The sequence below is a fragment of the Wolbachia endosymbiont of Tribolium confusum genome, from assembly GCF_020405475.1.
GTDB lineage: Bacteria > Pseudomonadota > Alphaproteobacteria > Rickettsiales > Anaplasmataceae > Wolbachia.
In genome coordinates this window covers 1-18,726 of record NZ_JAIZNT010000008.1, presented here as the reverse complement: position 1 = coordinate 18,726, position 18,726 = coordinate 1, and the positions used below count along the sequence as shown (strand labels likewise).

Sequence of the window (18,726 nt, the reverse complement as noted above, 5' to 3'; positions counted from 1 at the left end):
ATTAGTTAGTTAATTAGTCAAATTATTCGTTTACTTAATAAAATTTTCTTAATTTACTTTATCACGCTTAAGGCTTTTATTTGTGACAACCACTGTGTCTGCAATCTTATCGTGCCAAGTTTGGCAACGTTTGTCGAAGCTTGCCCATATGAAACCTAAGAATAGTGGTGCAGTTGACAATATAAAGGAAAAAAACCTCTTTATTGCTTGTTTTAGAGTCAATTTTTCAAAAGTTTGTGCATTTACAACTCTGAGTCCAAGTAATAACTTTCCAGGTGTAGCGCCAAATCTTATCCACATATATGCTACATAACTAAAAAGCATAATAAATTGAACTATCTGATTTAGAACTAGTAACTTGATTAGTTTACTCTGCATTGCTGTTTCCTCTGCAGATAGTGGCACCTGCATTTGATATTTTGCGGCAATTTGGCCTAATATTTTACTGCTCTCTGAGCTCATGAAGAGTTGGCTTAAGGCTTGGCCGCAAAGCTGCAAGAACAAAACGATGATAATTAAATCAAGCAGCACTGACAAATAGCGCCTAAGTCCTGTTACGTAGCATATTCCATTTTCATCTTTCTTTATCTTTTGAATAGCATTTATAGAAGAAAAAATAGAAAACAAGCGATCAGAAAACTTGTGTAACATAAAGCATTTTCCAATATTTGAGTGCCCCTGGCCGGACTTGAACCAGCATGCTTTTGCAAGCAACAGATTTTGAGTCTGCCGTGTCTACCATTCCACCACAGGGGCCTATTTTAATACTATAAGCAACACAAGATTAGTCAAATTTTTTCTCTTTCAAGTAAGGACTGAATATTCTACAATAATCAATCATTACTCTGAAAACTTAAAATGAATGAATTAGCTAATCTTATTGATTCAAGAGAAGAAATATGTAAATTACCACATAATTTAGAAGCCGAGCAAATGCTCATTGGTGCAATGGTTCGTGATAATAGAATTTGTGATGCAGTCGAAGATATAATTGCAGCAGATAATTTCTATGATCCACTACATCAAAACATTTTTACCCAAATATCTAAAACCAGAAAACACGGTATAGTTGCTAATGAACTGAGCCTAAAGATGTTTTTTGAAAATGATAAAGCATTTGCCGAATGTGGTGGAGTTGAGTACCTAGCAAAACTTGCAGCAAAGGCAAGCATTGCGCTTGACATCTATAGCTTGACCAGAATAATCCGTGATACTTATTTAAGGAGATGCTTAATCAAGCTCGCGCAGGAGATAGTTGACGATAGTTACAACTACGACATTGAAAATCCTGCACAGGTACAAATTGAGCAGGCAATGACAAAGTTGTTCAACTTAGCAGTAAAAAAGCAAGGTGATAAGACATATATAAAGCTTGCAAGTTCAATTAAAGATGTGGTTGAGAAGATCAGCAAGCTGAAGAATAACCCAGAGGCTCTAGGTATTACAACCGGACTTCAAGACCTAAACCAGCTTCTTGGTGGTTTGCAGAAATCTGATCTGTTAATTATAGCTGCAAGGCCCTCAATGGGAAAGACAGCATTGGCGCTGAACATCGCACTTAATGCTTGTAAGATTTTGCAAAAAAGAACAGATAAACAACACTACGTAGCGTTTTTCTCACTTGAAATGTCAGCAGAGCAATTGACTGCAAGATTGATTACTATAGATTCAGGCATTGGTTATTATAAGGCACTGACTGGGAGAATTAGTGATTTTGAATTACACGAATTCATTAATGCTAGTACAGATCTATCCGAATTACCTTTCATCATAGATGACACTCCTGCGTTATCAATTAGTGCTCTTCGTACCAGAATACGTCTTCTCTATCAACTATATAATGTAGAGGTGGTCTTTATCGATTATCTGCAGTTAATTCGAGGAACAACAAAAAGGAGTAGTGAAAATAGAGTGCAAGAAATCTCAGAAGTGACGCAGGGTTTAAAAGCAATTGCAAAGGAACTAAATATTCCCATTGTTGCACTATCACAGCTCTCTCGTTCTGTTGAGCAAAGGGATGATAAAAAACCACAACTTTCTGATTTACGTGATTCAGGAAGCATAGAGCAGGATGCGGATATAGTAATGTTCCTTTATAGAGAAGAATATTATGAATTAAGAAAGCAACCAAATGAAGGAAGTAATAAACATCGAGAGTGGCAAGAGAAAATGGAGAAAATTAGAAATATTGCAGAGCTGATCATTGCAAAACAAAGAAACGGGCCAATTGGTAGTGTGAAACTACATTTTGACTCCAATAGAGGTGCATTTAAAGATTATACAGAAAGATATAGTCTGTAGCGGTTTTGAGTAATTCTGGAAGTGTTTAACAAACCATACGTGCCAAATTAAGTAGCTATCGTGAAATATAGCAATATTTAAGATTGGCATTTTATTTGTTACATTTATTTTTTTAGGAAATTCTTATCCAGGATAAGATATTTTTTTAGAAAAATCTATAAATTACTAACTTTATCACTTAATATATAAAATAGTTTTTTCTTATTTCCTTTCTTCCTTACGCCACTTTTTCTTAACTTGATGCGTATGGTTTATTTAACACTTCCGTATACAACTAAAAAATAGCAAATTTTCTATCATTTGAATATAATTGAAGCTTTACCTAAACAGAAAGATGAACTACTTAATGGATTGTGTTTTTACATCTCTTTCCTTACCGCTTTTTATTACTGAGAATTATTTATTAATTACTGTGTTGATCCCACTTTTAAGTGCGTTAGCTATTTTTTTTACTAGTAAATGGCCCAGAGTGAACAGTAGCGTTACTGTTGCTTCTTCTATGCTTCTGTTTGTATATACATCTCTATGCACTTTATATTGGGTATATGGTGATCATTCTCAATTTATTCTCATGGATTTTGGTAATAATTTGCATATTAGTTTAAAGCTAGAGTCTACTGGAGTAATATTCAGTTTATTAATATCGTTTTTATGGGTACTAACCAGTATATATGCAATATGTTATATGCAGGATAACTATGCTGATAGCAATCACTCAAGTTTTCTATGCTTTTTTTCAATATCGATTAGCTGTGCAATGTTTATTGCTTTTTCTGGAGATTTGCTCACTACATTTGTCTTTTATGAGCTTCTAACTATTAGTACATACCCTTTAGTTACTTACAACTCAACAAATGAATCAGTGATTGCAGGACGCTATTACTTTGGCGTACTATTTTTCTCTTCTTTAGTGTTATTTTTTCCTGCAATAGGCCTCTTATATAATGAATTTCATACTTTAGACTTTGTGGATGGTGGAATATTCAAATTTGATACTTCACTCACCACTTTTATTGCAGTATGTTTTGCTATGCTGATTTACGGAATAGGAAAAGCTGCATTAATGCCGATGCATTTTTGGTTGTCAAAAGCAATGGTTGCACCAACTCCTGTAAGTGCGTTATTGCATGCTGTTGCTGTTGTGAAATCAGGAGTGTTCATCATCATAAAAGTTATATTATATACTTTCGGCATCGATAATATGCAACGTTTTACGCAGCAAAATTGGCTTGCTGGAGGGTGGCTTCCGTACACTGCTGGATTTACTATTATTACTGCATCATTGATTGCATTAAAGCAGAAGGAATTAAAGAAATTGCTTGCTTACTCTACTATTTCTCAGTTGTCATATATTATATTGTTCGCTTCGATTTTTAGTGAACTCAGCATGAGGATTGCAGTTTTTCAGTTAATTTGCCACGCATTTGCAAAAATTACTTTATTTTTTGTTGCAGGTAGCATAATAACGAAAACGGGTGAAAAATATATAGATAGAATTCACGGTATAGGACGCAGTATGCCAATTAGCATGGTAGCATTTACTATAGGTGTGTTGTCGATGATAGGAGTGCCTCCTGCTTCGACTTTTTGGAGCAAGCTTCTTATCTTTCAAGCTGTTTTTAACTCTAGTAATGTAACACTTTCTGTGTTTGTAGCTTTTGTGTTAATTGTTAGTACTATACTCAATGCTCTATACTTCTTACCAATAATTTACAACTCCTTTTTCTTAAAACCTTCTAAAAATTATTTTATTAAAAAAACACCAATGTTTCTAGTTTTACCTCCAGTTGTTACTGCTGCATGTACTTTAATTATTTTCTTTATCTACCAGTAATCATCTATATCTATAACTATTAACAATAAATTTAAATGGTATTATACCAGCTAGAGTTGCTTTTATATTTGACAAGGTAAAGCTAATTTCCACAGCATAGTCTTTCATCTTCTTATTTTGCTCAGCTGTAAAAGTTACAGTAGCGTTTCCAGCAAATGTAACTAAGTTCTTGGTCAATTGGTCAATAGATAGTGTTATTACGTTTATGTTGGTAATTTTTTTTGTAGATGAAGGTAAGTTAACAGCTTCATTGTTTACTTTTTCCTGAAAATTTTGGTAGGTTTTGTATACAGAATTGTTTCTTATAAAATTTTCTTGATAATTTTGTTCAATGATCTGAAAGGATTCATATGTTTCAATGTATTTACTTATTAAATACCTTGCTATGGAAGTGTATTCATCTTCTTTTTTACTAAAACTAAGTTTATGTATTGCAGAGAACTCATCTTCTGTGTGGTTCATATACTTCACAAAATTTAAATCTTTTTTAATAGGAAGTAATAGGTATATGTTTAGTAGCGATGAAAATAAACATACTAAGAGAAGTAACGCTATTAACGCCATCCAAGATCTTTCTACAACGCAGAATAGGTATCTGTGGCAATACCATTCTACTGCCTTCCTGAAATAACTTTTGTTTTTTACTGATTCAACTTCCATAACCTAATTATCATAACAATAACTCTAAAAAAACTTCAAAATATGTCTAAATTTTCCAAAATAGGATGAATTATTATATCACCTTGTTCTGCAATAAGATGAAATTTATCAATTTTCTTCACATCTAAATTTATCATTTTTACACTAAAGCTTTCAGGATCGTAAGTATTACTTTCTGCACTTTTGTGATAATTATAATAGTGTAATGTGTTTTGATCATCAAAATAACCAAATTCATCAGCAAGGGTTCCCGCTTTTTTGCTTTTACCCTCTCTGACTAGCTCAAATAGATCAATTGCATGGTTTTCAGATTCAGGCTCAATAGATCCTTCTGCAGCAAAAAATTTGGGTGCATGACCAACATATCCCTTAGGTTTTAGATTATGAGTCTTTTTTACACTACCAAAGTCCACGAATTTATATTCATCTGAGATACCAGAATATTGTGGATCATACTTTTTGTATTCAAAAAATTCATTACCTAAAAAATTACAAAACGTTAGTTTATAGTCATCATGATTGGATTTAATGACTTTAAGATAATGAAAATCTCTAGGAATCTTTATTTCTTCTTTCGTAATATGATTAAGTACGACTAGCTCGCCACTGAGCATGCGATAGCCAATTTTTGGCAAAGTAGCTATATTGATTGCCTTGTTTAGCTTAAAATTTGCCTCATAGATGCCACTTGACAGCTCCTTTCCTTTTTCTAAAGTGACGTCTTGATCTGAAGCTGTATTCTTGATTAAACTCAATTCTCTCTGCATGTTCAGTATAGTTTTTGTCAAAACTTCTATTGATTCCCATACAGTTAATTTATTATCAGTCAAATTATATACTTTAAGTATTAAATTAGCAGAATTTTATCATGAATTTATGTTAAAAGTATTATATTTTTGTGTCATGATATTAACTACATTAGCTAAAACATGCTTTTTATCTAAGCGAAATTGCTTTGCAGCAACGAAAAGTTCATCTATTTCTTTCCATTGACTTAGCAAAATTTCAACATTATTTACTTCTTTCTTTATACTTTCTAAAATGGAGGTTTGAATGATATGTGATGCTAGTTCTAGCTCAATTTCACTATTAATTATTTTATTAACTATATCAGAATTATTTAGATTACGGAAAAATGTATAAAAATGCTTATGTGACTCATAAGCACCACTGTTTATTGCATTTATTATTACTCCCGGAGTTCCAGGAAACAAAGTAATGATCTCACTAAATATTTTATCGTCGAATTTACACTGAGATGAAACAACCTGCTTTGTTTCATCGTAAGTTAATGGAAGTAAATTCAGCTGAAAACACCTACACCGGATGGTGGTTTGTACATCATATGGCTTATGGCTAATTACAAATATTTTAGAATTTTGTGGCGGCTCCTCTAATATCTTTAATATTGCATTTTTAGCATTGCTAGTCATTGCCTCCAAGCTATCTATTATAGCTATCTTATATTCTGATTGAATGGGGCTTAGGTACAGAAAATTTTTCATTTCTCTCACCTTTTCCACTCCTATTGTATCACCTTCAACAATGTGTAAGTCTAATGCTACTTCATCGTAATTTTTGATAAGAAACCAATTAGAAAAGGATTGTGCAAGTGTTGCTTTTCCTATGCCTTTTTTACCACAGATCAGCCAAGATTGAACAGACAAGTTGTTCATTATCTTTTTTTTTGCTTGGTTGTGGCCTATCACCTTTTTCATTCTTTCTCCTATAGATCTTAGTTTGAAAATTCGTTATTTATTGTTTGTAATGAAATTTTACCTTTTCTTAAAACCTTAATCTTGTCTCCAGTTAAGTCAATAATAGTAGATTCTATACCAGAAACTAATTCATCATCTTCAATTACTGCAGATAAGTGTTGCTTAATAGACTGAGGTATATCTCTTGCTTTGCATATACTTTTTTCTCCTGAAATGTTAATACTAGTTGCAACTACTGGAGTTTTCAGTTCATTTAATATTGAAATCGCAATAGGATGATCAGGAATTCTTATGCCTATACTATCTTTAAAGAACTCATTTGGTAATATACTGTTATCTTGAAGTGGTAAAATATAGGTCATTGGTCCAGGAGAAAAATAGTTTATTAAATCGATATACTCTTCCTTTACCTTTGCTATATTTATCAAACTATCAATATTACTAACAAATACAGAGAGCGGCTTGTTTTGAGAACGCTTTTTTATTCGATATATTTTTTCTATAGATTCGTTACCTAGCGCATTACAAGAAAGAGCATATACTGTCTCTGTTGGAAAGCATGCTAACAAATTATTTTTTATTGCATTTATTACTTCAAATACCATATAGATAAAACTTATGTCTACAATAGCTCTGGGTTTACCGTTATCTTGCTATATGGTAGCAATTAAGATACCGAAATGGCTAGCACGCATCTGTTGTATACTTACAGTAAATTTTATTAGCAACTGCTCGTTTTTACAACAGATTTACTACAATCCGAACTCCTCATTGATTTTATCGACTATCGTCTGTGGTGGATCATCTCCCCATCCTGAATATAAAATCTCTCCATAATCTGCAACATCTATAGAGCCAGTTCTACTTTTTGCCAGAAACATTTCTCTTTTATCTTTATCAACTAATACATAGTGCCAAGCTGATCTTCCTCGATCTTTACCACGGACTAAGTATATGAGATCTGATCTACTTCTTCTTGTTGCATCAGCAAAGGATCTTTCATTGATAGTTCTGCTTTTACTCTTTATGCCGCCACTTTCAGAAAAAGCTTCCTTGGCTTCAGCTTTTTTGTTTGCCAATTCAGAAATTTTTCCTTTTGCTCCTAGTGCATGTTCTTTGGTATTTTGAGATGAATACTTACTGGAAAAACCTCCTCTTGTCTCATTAGAAGTCCTATTTGTAAAACGCTTAGTAAACGAGTTATCGTTATCATTTTCTGCCATAAAAGTCTCCAAATTTTAGATTGTAGAATCCAAATTTTTACTACACCCTATCATAGGTCAGTTAAATTAATATAAATGAAAGATAATATAGTAATTATTACAGGAATTACAGCCTCAGGTAAATCAGAATTATGCGATAACTTGATAAAAAAGCATAAAAACATTAGCATAATAAACTGTGACTCAAAGCAGGTATACAAAGAGATTCCTGTAATTACTGCTCAACCACCAAAGCAGAAAGAATTTTATAGGCTATACGGTTATGTTTCAGCAAGAGAAAATTATTCCGTAGGTTTATGGCTAGAGGATTTAAAGAGGGAAGTTAATAACGCGCTGAAAAATTCACGAATACCCATCATCACTGGAGGAAGTGGGCTTTACATTAGCAGCTTAATCAAGGGATTATCATCGATTCCACAAATAAGCCAGGAAGTGAGAGAAAACGTAAATGAACTTAGGAAAAATTTAAGTAAAGAGGAATTCTACAAATTAGTGCTAAGCAAAGATCCAAGGATTCAAGGTAAAATATTTATTAATGACTCACATCGCCTCTCAAGAGCACTTGAAGTTATCACTGAAACTGGCAAGACAATCTTTGTATGGCAAGAAAATAGACAGCCTCCTTTGTTCAATAATTTTAAGGTATATACAATTCTACCTAAACGTGAGGATATATACCGAAAAATAAATTCTCGTTTTATTGAAATGGTTGAAAATGGAGCAATTGATGAAGTAAAAAACCTACTTAGCATGAACCCATCTCCACATTTGCCAGCTATGAAAGCACATGGAGTACCAGAAATTATAAGATACTTAAAAGGGGAGATTACTTTAGACGAAGCAATACAGATTGCTCAAACAAACACAAGGCATTATGCAAAACGCCAGTACACTTGGTTTAAAAATCAATTTCCGAATTCTCAAGTGATTGACTGTGCAAATAAATTGACAGAATTTTAGGTATTTTGATTATTATGTATTATATTGCTATGCCTATGCAAACTTTTCTTGATAGTATTAAACTTTTTTCTTAAAGAACTTTCATCATTGCCTAAATTGTGATTATTAAATTCTTTGTAAAAATATTCTTACTTATGAAGCGCTACTATACCTGTAAGAGCCTTTATCACTAAATGAACTATATCACGCAATATTTCATCCTCAATTTTTCTATATTCTCTCACTAATCTTGTAACCACAATCTCCACTTTCATATCCTTGTATAGCTCTTCTCATAATAGTAGGAACAAGATAAGATAGTGATTTAGTGTAACAAGAAGGTAAAAATGCCAGCAGCGTACAGTTATGACTTAAGGAAAAAAGCCATTCAGGCGTTGGATGAAGGAGAGAGCAAAACAGCAGTAGCAAATTTTTGGCCCTCTCTAACAACTTCAACATCACTGAATTCAAGGGCTTGGCCTTCTATTATTTGGAATCTTTCATGTCCTTTTCCTGCAACTAGCAGAATCATATTTTCATCATGTGCTATATTTATACCTTTCTCTATAGCTTTTTTTCTATCTCCTATCTCCAGTGCATCAGGGCAATGTAACAAAATATCGTAACGAATTTTCCCTGGATCTTCATCACGCGGATTGTCATCTGTGACTATAACTTTACCTGCAAGCATTTGTGCTATTTTACCCATCTCTGCACGTTTTGTTTGATCACGATTCCCGCCACAACCGAACACTAGAACTATCTTTTTATTGAAGTGCCATTTTAAAGACAACAGAGCTTGTTTGAGTGCACTTGGAGTATGAGCGTAATCGACAAATGCAAAAGTGTTCACTTTTTCCATTCTTCCAGGTGGAGAAGCGAGTTTATCTATACACATTCTTTGATAGTCCATACCAGATGAAATAACTATACCGATTGCACACAACAAATTATATGCTTGAAATTGCCCAAAAATCGGAAAAAATGCGTTATAAATTTCATCACCGATTTGAATTGTTAGGTATTGACCATTGGCAGTGGGTATCTGCTTTAATAAAGTAATATCAGAGTTTTTTTTTCCATAGGTTATAACTTTGTTGCCACGCTTTTCAGCTATGTTGAGCAACTCTCCATATTCGCCTATATCTGCATTTAAAATCGCTGTTTTTTCTTTTGGCAATACCTCATCAAACAACCTTTTCTTGGCCTCAAAATACTCATCGATACTTTTGTGATAGTCCAAATGATCTTGAGAGAAATTAGTAAAAGCTGCAGCATTGAACCTGAGTCCATGGATTCTGTATTGATCGATTCCATGGCTTGAAGCTTCTAATGCTAAGTGTTCTACGTTCTTATTATTTATGTCACGCAATGTGGAATAAAGATCATCTGCACTTGGCGTTGTAAGGCTATTATCTTTTCTATTATTATTGACACATGTTCCCAGTGTTCCTATAGACGCTGCATTATCTTGCCAAATCTGGCGACAAAATTCCACCACTGAAGTTTTACCATTCGTACCAGTTACAGCAGCAACATATTTAGGTTGTTTGAATTGATAAAACCTGCTGACTATTTCACTGTATATTCCTTGAGGGTCCGAGTGGTAAAGCACTGCAAAACTTGGAGTACTTGTCATTCGAGTAGCGGACACTGAAATCCAGTTTTTATTATACAATTGCCTAGTGTGCTTGTTTACAATTAAATTTTCTGGATCCCAGTGTCTGGGCACTGGGATGACATCTTTCTTGGCCCCTTGTATCACAACGTCTACACAGTTGTGTACGTAGCACTGTGATTCAGTAGGAAGGATATGGATTCCAGTATCGCATGTTGCGTATTCTTTACTCCTTTCTGACACACAAACGAAAAGATAACCTTCCCTGATTCTCTTGGGATTACATGTAACGCCCTTGATTTCAACGTCAAAGTTAACATCAACAATATCATGCAGTAATTCTCTCAGTTTCATGTCCTACTTCATCGTTTTGAAAGTCTAAACATGGTAACCTTTTTAGTGCGTCATTAAGGTCAAAGATTAAATCTTCAGGATCTTCCAGTCCACAAAATATTCGCACGAAACTTCCACCACAATCTGAATTCATTACAGATCTTGACATAGATCTACGATCTACTGGTAATATCAAACTGTCGCACCCTCCCCAAGAAGCACCAATGCCGAAAACTTTCATGTGATCAACCATGCAGCTTAGTTCCTCACATGAATATTCTCTATCGAGTACTATACTAAATACGCTACTTGCCCCTTTGAAATAACTTTTCCATAAATCATGCTGAGAATAGGAAAAAAGTGCCGGGTATAAGACTTTTTTGATTTTTGAATGTTTTTCCAGCCACTTTGCCACTTGCATTGCTGTACTTTGATGTTTCCTCATGCGTGTTTGCAGTGTTCTAAGTCCCCTATGTGCAAGGTAACAGTCGTGCGATTGAATGGTTACTCCGTAATTTTTATAGCTCTCATAAAGCAATTTAAAAATTTTACCTTCAGCAACCATAGCTCCCATCACTAAATCTGAGTGACCGGCTAGATACTTTGTCACCGCATATAGTGCAATATCAATTCCATAATCAAGCGGCTTAAACAACAAAGGAGTGGCCCATGAATTGTCACAAACGGTTACAATTCCACGTTCTTTAGCAACTTTTACTATATGCTCTACATTCGAAATCTCAAACGTTATAGAACCAGGAGTCTCAATCATGATGAGTGAAGTGTTACTCTGAACTAAATCAGTTATATCCCGTGTCGGATCATAAAAAGTTACTTCTACTCCTCTTTTTGGTAGTTCATTTTCGGCAAATCTCTTTAGCCTATAATAACTATTATCTTGTATCAGAACATGCGAACCTGCTTTAGTGAAAGTCAAAATAGCAAAAGTAAGTGCAAATAATCCAGAAGGGTAGATGAGTGCTTGTCCCCTACCCTCAATTTCAGCCAGTGCATTTGAAAAATAATGAACAGTAGGCGTACCAACATTACTATAGCTGTAATCCCTTGCAACACCATCATTGATCACATCATATATACTCTCCCCATTCGCTGCACTTAAGTAATCCTTGTAAGTAGAAAATAATATGGTAGAAGAATGATAAACTGGTGGGTTCATCGATCCTTTATAATCATTAAATTTTCTTCCTGCTTTAACTAATAAAGACTCTTCTCTCACGTTTCTACTATTTATTTTTTAAATTATATTCACTGTGCGTATATAAGTTAAGAGAAATCGCATGTACTCGTTCTATTTCACTCTTTAATAATTCATAGATCAATTTATGCCTCTTTAAAGAGCTCATTCCAGAAAAGTCGTTAGATATTAATACTAATTTGATATGTGAAGGTAGTGTCGAAGAAGAAGCAAAATAATGATCTACATGCTTTGCTGATTCATCGATAATATTAATATCAATTACACCTATTGAATCGCGTAATTTTTCTTCTATTGTCTTAATAATATCCACAATAGTTCCTTTAAGCAACAATACGCTCCTCTTGTCATCCCACAGTATCTGGGCACTGGGATGACAATCGAATTACTTATTCTCTTCTTTATTATCCATGTCTTGATAATCAGAATCTACTACTTTTTCTTCCTCATTATTTGTTGTGGATGAGCTTTCTCCACCTTGTTGTTGTTGAGATTCCTTATACATAGCTTCTCCAAGTTTCATAGATAACTGAGAGAGGTTAGTAACTTTCTGTTGTATTGAATCAGCATCATCAATGTTGTCAGATTTACTCACTTCCTTTAACTCATTAACTGCATTTTCAATAGCAGATTTATCTTCTGGAGAAATTTTATCACCATATTCTGTCAGAGATTTTTCTGTAGAATGAACTAAACTATCCGCTTGATTCTTCACTTCAATAAATTTCTTACGCTTTTCATCTTCTTGTGCTTTTTCCTCAGCTTCTCTCACCATCCGATTTATTTCATCCTCCGATAAACCACCTGAAGACTGAATACGTATTTTTTGCTCTTTTCCAGTAGCTTTATCCTTTGCAGAAACATGCGCTATTCCATTTGCATCTATATCAAATGTCACCTCAATTTGAGGAACCCCGCGAGGAGCAGGTGGTATTCCTTCTAAACTAAACTGACCAAGCAGTTTATTATCAATCGCCAATTTTCTTTCACCTTGATGTACCTTAATTGTAACGGCTGTTTGGTTATCTTCTGCAGTTGAAAACACCTGAGATTTTTTTGTGGGAATAGTAGTATTACGTTCAATAAGTGGAGTGAACACTCCCCCTAGAGTTTCAATACCAAGAGAAAGTGGAGTTACGTCAAGTAGTAACACATCTCTTACATCACCTTGAATGATTCCCGCCTGTATTGCAGCTCCAATTGCTACAACTTCATCAGGGTTAACCCCTCTGTGTGGATCTTTGCCAAAGAATTCTTTAACTTTCTCTATGACTTTTGGCATACGAGTCATGCCACCAACAAGAACTACTTCACCAATTTGACTAGCAGACAAACCAGCATCTTCAAGAGCTTTTTTGCAAGGAATTATAGTCCTTTCAATTAAATCATTCACTAAGCTTTCAAGCTTTGCTCTTGTTAGCTTCATATTTAAGTGTTTTGGGCCACTTGCATCAGCTGTAACAAACGGTAGATTTACTTCTGTTTCCATTGCACTTGACAATTCTACCTTTGCTTTTTCTGCAGCTTCTTTGATTCTTTGCATAGCCATTGGATCGTTTTTCAAATCAATACCATTACTTTTCTTGAATTCACCCAGTAAATAATTTACTACTGCATTATCGAAGTCTTCACCTCCAAGGTGAGTATCACCATTTGTAGCTTTTACTTCAAAAACTCCGTCACCTATTTCAAGAACTGAAATATCAAATGTACCACCACCAAGATCATAAACTACTATTGTGTGTCCGTGCTTTTTATCAAGACCATAAGCAAGTGCTGCAGCAGTTGGCTCGTTAATTATTCTGAGGACATTTAATCCAGCAATTTTTCCTGCATCTTTTGTTGCTTGACGTTGAGAATCATTGAAGTACGCCGGCACTGTTATTACAGCATCCTTTACTTCCTCCCCAAGATAAGCTTCCGCTGCTTCTTTCAGGTTTTGCAATATAAATGCACCAATTTGACTAGGAGAGTATTCTTTACTATCAGTTGTTTTAACCCATGCATCCCCATTTTTTGCTGCAAACACTTTATATGGAGCTTGTAGATTTTTCATTTCAGGATCACTATATTGGCGACCTATCAATCTCTTAGTTGCAAAAAAAGTATTACTTGCATTGGTAGTTGCTTGCCTTTTTGCTGGAGCGCCAATCAACCTTTCTCCAGATGAAGTAAATGCAACTATAGATGGAGTAGTTCTTGCTCCTTCTTTATTCTCAATTACTTTTGTATCCTTACCTTGCATTATTGCAACACAAGAATTTGTCGTTCCAAGATCTATACCTATCGCTCTTCCCATAATGAATACTCCCTTTTAAATATTATCTGATGTAAAATATATAAGTATAAAATTCGTTAATTACAAGTCCCGTTTAGTTGTTAGAGCCCAAAAGGCGCGAAAGCCATTTAGTTAACCAAAAGTTGCCCGGTAGTTTATCTGAACTACCAGCTTCTTTATCCCTGCTATTCACAATTTGACATCCAGAATTCTGCAATGGCTTATAATCATTAAAATTAACATGGTCTCCTTGCTTTAAAATAAATGTATCTGCATCTAAACTATTATCAATACTAACATTTAATGTAATATTGAACTCTTTTTCGATTGTAGAAACAATATCACGCTTATTATTAAAAATGTGCGCTATAACTGCACTGCGTGCTATTAAATCAAAGGACTTATTTTGATTTTTATTAGCAATATGTTGCAAATCCCTTAGTATCGATGCAACAATCACTTCGTTTGATTTTACTCTTCCAATACCTTTACAGCGTAAGCACTCTGTAGTATTAATTTCCTGTATATTTGGTTTAATTCTTTGTCTTGAAAAGACCATTAAACCAAAGTCATTTATAAAGCTAAATTGAACTTTAGCTTTATCATCTTTAAACGCCTGCTTGATAGCAAATTCAACATTTTTACAATACTCAAGTTTCAACATGTCAATAAAATCAACAACTATTAACCCTGATAAGCCCCTGAGATTCGCTTGCCTTGATATTTCAGGTACTGCCTCCATATTAGTTCTATAAGCAGTTTCTTCTATGTTATCTTCTCCTGTCATTTTTCCTGAATTTACGTCTATTGAAACAAATGCCTCGGTTAAGGTTATCACCAAAGACCCACCAGATGGCAATTCTACTCTATTGCTATATAATTCAGAAATTTGATCTTCGACTCTATAGTAAGTAAAGATTGGAACAGAGCCTCTATATAATCTAGGACGCAATTTTCCTTGTAACACATTTTTAGTGTATTTTCTTACCGCTTCACAAACTTCTCTATCAGATACTATAATTTCTGTATCATTACTACAAAAGTCACGTACAGATCTCATAATTACATCTGCTTCGTTGTAAATTAATGATGGAGCATTTACAGAAGAGAAGTTTTGCTGGATATTTTGCCACAATAAAGTCAAGTTCTTGTAATCTTGCTCAATTTCTTTCTTACTTTTTCCTGCACCAACAGTTCTTACTATTAAACCTGATCTTTTTGGCAAATTTATTGAATTTAATATATCCTTTAACTGCTTTCTAATATCGTTATCTTCAATTCTGCGAGATACTCCACCTTTACTTATGGAATTTGGCATGAAAACACAATATCTACCGACCAAAGTTACGTATGTTGTAAATGAAGCTCCTTTATTTCCTCGTTCTTCTTTAGTTAATTGAACCAATAACTTTTGATTTACTGAAATCACATCTTGTAACTTATATTTTCTATGTAAAGGTACCTCCCTCACAAAACCACTGCTGGATTCATTACTAGCTGTAGAATCTAGGCCTTCTTCTGTGCAATTATCATTTGAACAGTCCACACCGCTCGAATAGCCTTCGTCAGGGAAAATTTCCTTCTCTTTTTCTGGAATATTAAAGTAATTTAGAGATATCTCAGAAAAAGACAAAAAACCTTGCTTATTTTTTCCATACTCAATGAACACGGCCTGCAAAGCAGGCTCTATACGCTTTATATAAGCAACGTATATATTACCTCTTAATTGTCTTTTTTCCTTGAATTCTTGTTCAAACTCTACAACCCTACCATTAACTAGTAGGGCAACCCTTACCTCGTTAGAACAGGTAGTACTTTCTATCAACAATAACCTTTTGCCATCACTCGCCACTTATTTACCGTCTGCTTTTCATTCTGAAATGTCCTTATACTACTTAATATATTATTGATTGTCAAGAATTTTGCGATCTGCATTATTGGGTTGACTTTCAGTGTTTTGCGTAATAAACTTGCATAGAGTTTATTATATCACTAACAATTATGGCGAAAAAAAATGCTTCTTTGCTTGTCAAGCTAGTTAGCACTGCAACTAAAACAACAAAAACTGGAGAAGAGAAACTAACAGGCTATTTTTGTGTAAAAAAACGTAATCCTAAGAACCTTCCCAAGAAGCTCGAGTTTAGGAAGTATGACCCAGTGGTCAGAAGACACGTATTATTTAAAGAAGAAAAATTAAAGTAAGTTTATCATTATATACAATTTATAACCAAGTTATACTATAACGATAGAGCTAAGCAGCATAAGATAAAAGTACAAAACACAGAAAATACTTTGAAGATTAGCTAGCCTAAAGGGTTCTGTCGAATCTATAAACCATAGGAAAGAAGATCATTAAATATAGGAGTTATGAAGCCATTAACATAGCAAAATTCTCAAAAGTAGAAACATTGTCATTAGCTCCGATAATTTGTTTTTTCTGAATCATGCGAACATTTTCTATACCTGTAATAGTAATCTTTGTGGAATGAAAATTTTTAAAACAATGTAAGTCTCTCCAACTACTACCAACCTGCTTCTTTCTTTTCCTTACTGCCTCATCTATCAGTGGTACAAATCTACCTTTGTAACGTAGGTTGGTAGAAGTCATAGTCCTACCCCCCTTGTTTGAGTTTTATTTTTATGACTCCCCCATAAGAACCGTGCTTGCAGTTTTCCCGCACACGGCTCCACAATAATAGCGTTCACGATATACCTCCTATATATAAAGAAAAACATATTTTTGGCTTTGGTAGTGGATTGACTTGTTTGTAGTTCATGAATTGTTCCCAAGTCATACTCTTTTTCTGACTACGACGGTTTATCCACTTAAACGTTAGCTTATTTACCGCCCACTCAAACTTACTGAGCCATCGGTAATTTCCACTAATCCCGAAGTAGTTATAGTGCCCTCTTAGTTTAGCTTTTAGTATCTGCCACCAATCTTTGAGACAAATCCGGTTACGTGTCGTTTTCAACCATTCTTTGATTTCTTTAAGTTTCCTAGCTAGGTTTATTTTTGAGGTTTTATGTCCCATAATTAGCCTGCCATTACGACTTTTTGCACAGTAGTGCGTAAATCCTAGAAAGTTGAAACTTTCCATTTTCTTCTTTTCTCTCTTTGCTTGGTACCATCCTTTCTTGCCAAACTTTACTATCCTTGTTTTGTTTTCAGATATTTCCAAACCAAACTTGGCTAATCTCTGTTTCAGTGATTCTAGAAATTCCTTAGCATCTTCCTCATTTTCACAGCTCACCACAAGATCATCTGCGTACCTGACTAGCTCCATATATCCTTTAGATTTGGGTTTTACTTTCTTTTCAAACCATAGATCTAGCACATAGTGTAAATATATATTGGCTAATACTGGACTTACTATTCCTCCTTGAGGTGCTCCTTGTGTGGTTGCTTTATAATATCCAGCTTCCATGACTCCAGCTTTAAGGAATTTCTTTACTAACCACAATAAATTTGGGTCAGATATTCTTTCCTTTAAGCACCTAATACCAATTCTCATTGTTGTGGAGTCAAATAGGGAACAGAGCAGAGTTGTTTAAGTGTAGAGGTAGCAAGAGAGGTAAGAAATTTGCATAAAGCGCTCTCAAGCAAAGCAATAGTATCGTATACTTTATTGCGCAAAATGTTCTGTTTTATGTATAACCAAAGCCTCTCAATAGGATTGAGTTCAGGTGAATATGGAGGTAGGTATATAATCTCAATGTTTTTAGGTACCTTTAAATTTTTTGACTTATGCCAACTAGCACAGTCCATAACAAGAACAGCTTCTCTTGTCCCTAGATATTGCAACATTTGCTCAAGAAATATATTCATGCAATCAGTGTTAACATTTGGTGCAAATAAGCTAAAGCTCCCTCCATTTTTAGGATTAACTGCACTGTAGAGATAAAAATTATGCCTACCTAATTTTATTTTAACCCGAGTCCTAGTACCTTTTTTAAACCATCCATGCCCGACTTTCGAATGTGTGCCAAACCTTGATTCATCAAAGAAAAACAGCTCTTTTTCAGGATACTTTCCAATAACTTCATTGAGATTTTTTTTGAATTCCTCTTGTTTACTTTTATCTTGTACGTTGTGTACTGGTCTTGGTATAATATATGAAAATTTCATCTTTTGCATATTGCGGTGTACTGTAGATTTGCTGATATTTAGTCCAAACTTTTCCTGGATTCTTATTCTCATTTCTTTAATGGTAATATTTAGGGTTTTCTCCTATCCATGCTTCAATTTGCTGTAGTTGAGCCTGATTTAATTTAGTTTTTCTACGGCGTGATGGAGGAGCGAACAGTTTTTCTTCTCTGCCAAATTTTAAGAGTTTTATCCACGAAGTTAATGCCTTTCTTGAAATGCAATATATTTTTGCTACAGCCGTTATACTGTACTTTCTTGCTGCAATTACAGCATTTAGTTTTTTTGAAACATATGCATTATTCCTTACTTTCTTCAGCATCTCTTTTGCTGATTTTACTACTTCTTCATCCAATAATTTTGATCTGAGTGCCATTGTTACCTAAACTATTTCGCTTATTTTATTATGGCTTTTCTTCCATTATTGTCTATCTGTTTCCCGCATAATGGGAATTGGTA

18 protein-coding genes and 1 tRNA gene are annotated in these 18,726 nt (G+C 34.2%); 4 read left to right on the top strand and 15 right to left on the bottom strand.

Annotated features, from left to right (window positions below; genetic code table 11):
• Window positions 1–48 precede the first annotated feature (48 nt).
• Together LEM02_RS05440 and LEM02_RS05435 are read right to left on the bottom strand one after the other, a co-directional pair.
• Window positions 49–651 carry an RDD family protein gene (locus LEM02_RS05440; RefSeq protein ID WP_226080400.1) on the bottom strand — a complete coding sequence of 201 codons (603 nt, stop codon included), beginning with the start codon at window positions 649–651 and terminating at the stop codon, window positions 49–51.
• 22 nt (window positions 652–673) lie between these two features.
• A tRNA-Leu gene (locus LEM02_RS05435) sits at window positions 674–756 on the bottom strand.
• A 102-nt stretch (window positions 757–858) separates the two neighbouring features.
• Here LEM02_RS05435 and LEM02_RS05430 point away from each other — a divergent pair.
• Window positions 859–2,301 (top strand): replicative DNA helicase, encoded by a 1,443-nt coding sequence (locus LEM02_RS05430; RefSeq protein WP_226080398.1) that lies wholly within the window; start codon window positions 859–861, stop codon window positions 2,299–2,301.
• Between the two features lie 346 nt (window positions 2,302–2,647).
• Window positions 2,648–4,135, top strand: coding sequence for a proton-conducting transporter transmembrane domain-containing protein (locus tag LEM02_RS05425; protein WP_226080494.1), 1,488 nt, complete (start codon window positions 2,648–2,650; stop codon window positions 4,133–4,135).
• On the opposite strand, the gene LEM02_RS05420 is transcribed toward LEM02_RS05425, so the two are convergent.
• From LEM02_RS05420 to LEM02_RS05400, 5 genes are all read right to left on the bottom strand, one after another.
• Entirely contained in the window at window positions 4,136–4,795 is a 660-nt protein-coding gene (locus tag LEM02_RS05420; RefSeq protein WP_226080393.1) for a VirB8/TrbF family protein, read from the bottom strand.
• Window positions 4,796–4,830: 35 nt separating this feature from the next.
• The gene (locus tag LEM02_RS05415; protein WP_226080391.1) at window positions 4,831–5,625 is read right to left on the bottom strand and encodes a hypothetical protein; all 795 of its coding nucleotides are present in this window, start codon (window positions 5,623–5,625) and stop codon (window positions 4,831–4,833) included.
• 36 nt (window positions 5,626–5,661) lie between these two features.
• Window positions 5,662–6,513, bottom strand: coding sequence for a DNA polymerase III subunit delta' (locus LEM02_RS05410; protein ID WP_226080389.1), 852 nt, complete (start codon window positions 6,511–6,513; stop codon window positions 5,662–5,664).
• A gap of 17 nt (window positions 6,514–6,530) precedes the next feature.
• Window positions 6,531–7,118 (bottom strand): L-threonylcarbamoyladenylate synthase, encoded by a 588-nt coding sequence (locus tag LEM02_RS05405; protein ID WP_006013379.1) that lies wholly within the window; start codon window positions 7,116–7,118, stop codon window positions 6,531–6,533.
• 147 nt (window positions 7,119–7,265) lie between these two features.
• Window positions 7,266–7,736 carry a hypothetical protein gene (locus LEM02_RS05400; RefSeq protein ID WP_019236353.1) on the bottom strand — a complete coding sequence of 157 codons (471 nt, stop codon included), beginning with the start codon at window positions 7,734–7,736 and terminating at the stop codon, window positions 7,266–7,268.
• A 75-nt stretch (window positions 7,737–7,811) separates the two neighbouring features.
• Here LEM02_RS05400 and miaA point away from each other — a divergent pair, with 75 nt between their 5' ends.
• On the top strand, window positions 7,812–8,696 hold the full coding sequence (gene miaA / locus LEM02_RS05395; RefSeq protein WP_226080387.1) for a tRNA (adenosine(37)-N6)-dimethylallyltransferase MiaA: 885 nt from the start codon (window positions 7,812–7,814) through the stop codon (window positions 8,694–8,696).
• A gap of 367 nt (window positions 8,697–9,063) precedes the next feature.
• Here miaA and murE read toward each other — a convergent pair whose 3' ends face one another.
• The 5 genes from murE to LEM02_RS05370 form a co-directional block, all read right to left on the bottom strand.
• Window positions 9,064–10,647, bottom strand: coding sequence for a UDP-N-acetylmuramoyl-L-alanyl-D-glutamate--2,6-diaminopimelate ligase (murE, locus tag LEM02_RS05390; protein WP_226080385.1), 1,584 nt, complete (start codon window positions 10,645–10,647; stop codon window positions 9,064–9,066).
• Window positions 10,622–11,863 (bottom strand): cystathionine beta-lyase, encoded by a 1,242-nt coding sequence (gene metC / locus LEM02_RS05385; RefSeq protein WP_226080383.1) that lies wholly within the window; start codon window positions 11,861–11,863, stop codon window positions 10,622–10,624. The genes murE and metC overlap by 26 nt, the downstream gene beginning before the upstream one ends.
• 7 nt (window positions 11,864–11,870) lie before the next feature.
• Window positions 11,871–12,155 carry a BolA family protein gene (locus LEM02_RS05380; RefSeq protein WP_226080382.1) on the bottom strand — a complete coding sequence of 95 codons (285 nt, stop codon included), beginning with the start codon at window positions 12,153–12,155 and terminating at the stop codon, window positions 11,871–11,873.
• 72 nt (window positions 12,156–12,227) lie between these two features.
• Window positions 12,228–14,141, bottom strand: coding sequence for a molecular chaperone DnaK (dnaK, locus tag LEM02_RS05375; RefSeq protein ID WP_226080381.1), 1,914 nt, complete (start codon window positions 14,139–14,141; stop codon window positions 12,228–12,230).
• Between the two features lie 73 nt (window positions 14,142–14,214).
• Window positions 14,215–15,972: an Rne/Rng family ribonuclease gene (locus LEM02_RS05370; protein WP_226080378.1), complete on the bottom strand. Its 1,758-nt coding sequence runs from the start codon at window positions 15,970–15,972 to the stop codon at window positions 14,215–14,217.
• 149 nt (window positions 15,973–16,121) lie between these two features.
• Here LEM02_RS05370 and rpmG point away from each other — a divergent pair, with 149 nt between their 5' ends.
• Window positions 16,122–16,322 carry a 50S ribosomal protein L33 gene (gene rpmG / locus LEM02_RS05365; protein ID WP_012481745.1) on the top strand — a complete coding sequence of 67 codons (201 nt, stop codon included), beginning with the start codon at window positions 16,122–16,124 and terminating at the stop codon, window positions 16,320–16,322.
• 163 nt (window positions 16,323–16,485) lie between these two features.
• Here rpmG and LEM02_RS06850 read toward each other — a convergent pair whose 3' ends face one another.
• The 3 genes from LEM02_RS06850 to LEM02_RS05350 form a co-directional block, all read right to left on the bottom strand.
• A complete protein-coding gene (locus LEM02_RS06850) occupies window positions 16,486–16,728 on the bottom strand; it encodes a hypothetical protein (protein WP_410543383.1) in 243 nt (80 codons plus the stop codon).
• Between the two features lie 94 nt (window positions 16,729–16,822).
• Window positions 16,823–17,635, bottom strand: coding sequence for a reverse transcriptase domain-containing protein (locus LEM02_RS05355; RefSeq protein ID WP_255586172.1), 813 nt, complete (start codon window positions 17,633–17,635; stop codon window positions 16,823–16,825).
• Window positions 17,632–18,643, bottom strand: a protein-coding gene (locus LEM02_RS05350) for an IS630 family transposase (RefSeq protein ID WP_226080376.1) whose coding sequence is annotated in 2 segments (ribosomal slippage) — window positions 17,632–18,339 and window positions 18,341–18,643 — 1,011 coding nt in all. Because the reading frame shifts where the segments join, the coding sequence is not laid out codon by codon here. The genes LEM02_RS05355 and LEM02_RS05350 overlap by 4 nt, the downstream gene beginning before the upstream one ends.
• Between the last annotated feature and the right edge of the window lie 83 nt (window positions 18,644–18,726).

Bases quoted from the DNA above. Each gene is read 5' to 3' on its own strand.
- rpmG (WP_012481745.1), top strand. From the start codon at position 16,122: ATGGCGAAAAAAAATGCTTCTTTGCTTGTCAAGCTAGTTAGCACTGCA.
- LEM02_RS05420 (WP_226080393.1), bottom strand. From the start codon at position 4,795: ATGGAAGTTGAATCAGTAAAAAACAAAAGTTATTTCAGGAAGGCAGTA.
- LEM02_RS05400 (WP_019236353.1), bottom strand. From the start codon at position 7,736: ATGGCAGAAAATGATAACGATAACTCGTTTACTAAGCGTTTTACAAAT.
- LEM02_RS05440 (WP_226080400.1), bottom strand. From the start codon at position 651: ATGTTACACAAGTTTTCTGATCGCTTGTTTTCTATTTTTTCTTCTATA.
- miaA (WP_226080387.1), top strand. From the start codon at position 7,812: ATGAAAGATAATATAGTAATTATTACAGGAATTACAGCCTCAGGTAAA.
- LEM02_RS06850 (WP_410543383.1), bottom strand. From the start codon at position 16,728: ATGACTTCTACCAACCTACGTTACAAAGGTAGATTTGTACCACTGATA.
- LEM02_RS05425 (WP_226080494.1), top strand. From the start codon at position 2,648: ATGGATTGTGTTTTTACATCTCTTTCCTTACCGCTTTTTATTACTGAG.
- LEM02_RS05430 (WP_226080398.1), top strand. From the start codon at position 859: ATGAATGAATTAGCTAATCTTATTGATTCAAGAGAAGAAATATGTAAA.
- LEM02_RS05355 (WP_255586172.1), bottom strand. From the start codon at position 17,635: ATGAGAATTGGTATTAGGTGCTTAAAGGAAAGAATATCTGACCCAAAT.
- LEM02_RS05410 (WP_226080389.1), bottom strand. From the start codon at position 6,513: ATGAAAAAGGTGATAGGCCACAACCAAGCAAAAAAAAAGATAATGAAC.
- LEM02_RS05405 (WP_006013379.1), bottom strand. From the start codon at position 7,118: ATGGTATTTGAAGTAATAAATGCAATAAAAAATAATTTGTTAGCATGC.
- murE (WP_226080385.1), bottom strand. From the start codon at position 10,647: ATGAAACTGAGAGAATTACTGCATGATATTGTTGATGTTAACTTTGAC.
- dnaK (WP_226080381.1), bottom strand. From the start codon at position 14,141: ATGGGAAGAGCGATAGGTATAGATCTTGGAACGACAAATTCTTGTGTT.